Consider the following 2,114-nt stretch of genomic DNA (forward strand, 5'->3'; position numbering starts at 1 on the left):
GCGCCAATGTCGTTTGCGGATCTTGCCGCGCGGCTCCAGCCTGCGGTGGTCAACATTTCGACCAAGCAACGCATTGCAGTTCGGCAGCAGGCCGATCCGTTCGAGGAATTCTTTCGCCGCTTCGGTGCGCCCGGCGGCCAGTCGCCGCAGGCCGGCCCGCAGGGTCCGCAGTCCGGCCCTGGCGGCCCCGCGCCCCGCACTCGGGAAACCGGATCGCTTGGCTCGGGCTTCATCATTTCGGCCGATGGCTATGTCGTCACCAACAACCATCTGATCGAGGGGGCGAACGGCACCGGGACGGTCGACAGCGTCACGGTCATCTTGACCAACCGCAAGGAATATACCGCCCGCATCGTCGGTCGTGACGCGGCGTCGGATCTTGCTTTGCTCAAGATCGAGGCGACCAATTTGCCGTTCGTCAATTTCGGCGATTCGGCGCGCGTGCGGGTCGGCGACTGGGTGATTGCGATCGGCAATCCCTACGGGCTTGGCGGCACGGTCACGGCCGGCATCGTCTCGGCGCTCCATCGCGGGATTACCGGGGTCGGTGCCTATGATCGCTACATCCAGACCGACGCCAGCATCAACATGGGCAATTCGGGTGGCCCGATGTTCGATATGATGGGCAATGTCATCGGCATCAATTCGGCGCTGATTTCGCCGACCGGGGCCAATGTCGGGATCGGCCTTGCGATCCCCGCCGAACTGGCCAAGCCGGTGATCGACTCACTGCGTCGCGGCCAGCGCCCGCAGCGCGGTTACCTCGGCGTCAGCCTCCAGCCGCTCGATGAGAATATCGCTTCTTCACTGGGTCTGCCCAAGGATCAGGGTGAACTGGTGCGCTCGGTAGTTCCCGGCCAGGCCGCGGCCCGCGCCGGGCTCCGCCAGGGCGACGTCATCCTCTCTGTCAACGGTGCGCCGGTGACTCCGGACGAAACCGTATCGTTCCTGATCGCCAACACCACCGTTGGCGCGCGTGTGCCGCTTGAGATCATCCGTGGCGGACGCCGCGAATCGGTAACAGTGGTGGTTGGCCAGCGCCCGACCGAGGAGCAGCTTGCGCTCCAGGCAGGCGGACCCGGTGAAAGCACCCCCGGCGTAACGGCGCCCGGTGCGGCGGCGGGGACCCAGGTGATCGGCCTCACGCTGCAGCCGCTGACTCCCGATCTTGCCCGCCGCTCGAACCTCCCGGCGAGTGCTCGCGGGGTGGTCATCACCGCGGTCGATCCGGCGAGCGACGCGGCCGAGAAGGGCTTGCGCGCGGGCTTCCTGATCATGTCGGTCAACCAGGTTGCGGTAACCGCCCCGGCGCAGGTCACTGCGGCGGTCGAGGCGGCGCGCCGCGCCGGCCGCAAGAGCGTGCTGCTGCTGGTCAAGAGCGGCACCGCGCCCGAAGCCTTCGTCGGCATCGACATCGCGCCAAGGTAACTGCTTGCCCGCGCTCCTTCGTTCGGACTAGGCTCCGCGCCTAGCCGGACGAGGGACTCATCTATGGCCGATCAGGCGACCAATATCTTCATCGGATCCGGCGCTGGCGGGGCCGACCCCCAGCGCCTCGAACTCAAGCGTGCCAACCGCCACGGCCTGATCGCCGGCGCGACCGGCACCGGCAAGACGGTCACCCTGCAGGGTATCGTCGAGGGGCTCTCAGCGGTCGGGGTCCCGACCTTCGTCGCCGACGTGAAAGGCGACCTGGCCGGGCTCGCAATGCCCGGCGACCCGACCTCGCGCACTCACGAAATCTTCAAGGCGCGGGCCGCCGACATCGCCATGACCGATTGGGCCTATGCCGCGTGCCCAGTGCAATTCTGGGACTTGTTCGGTGAGCAGGGCCACCCGATTCGGACCACGGTGAGCGAGATGGGGCCGCTGCTCCTCGCCCGGCTGATGAACCTCAACGACGTGCAGGAAGGCGTGCTCAACATCGCCTTCCATGTCGCCGACAAGGAGGGGCTGATGCTCCTCGACCTCGACGATCTCCAGGCGATGCTAGTTCATTGCGGCGAACGCGCCGACGAACTGACGCTCGAATATGGCAACATCACCAAACAATCGGTCGGCACGATCCAGCGGTCGCTGCTCCAGCTGCGGTCGCAGGGCGGAGACAAATTCTT

At 66.5% G+C, this 2,114-nt stretch carries 2 protein-coding genes; both read left to right on the forward strand.

Annotated features, from left to right (window positions below):
* The coding region (locus tag RMN73_RS08630) for a Do family serine endopeptidase (RefSeq protein WP_309602916.1) at positions 1 to 1,428 on the forward strand (1,428 nt) is incomplete at its 5' end.
* A 63-nt stretch (positions 1,429 to 1,491) separates the two neighbouring features.
* Positions 1,492 to 2,114: helicase HerA-like domain-containing protein (locus tag RMN73_RS08635; RefSeq protein WP_309602917.1), on the forward strand; the 623-nt coding region annotated here is incomplete at its 3' end.

The sequence above is a fragment of the Sphingomonas sp. genome, assembly GCF_031372575.1.
In the GTDB taxonomy this organism is placed as follows: Bacteria; Pseudomonadota; Alphaproteobacteria; order Sphingomonadales; family Sphingomonadaceae; genus Sphingomicrobium.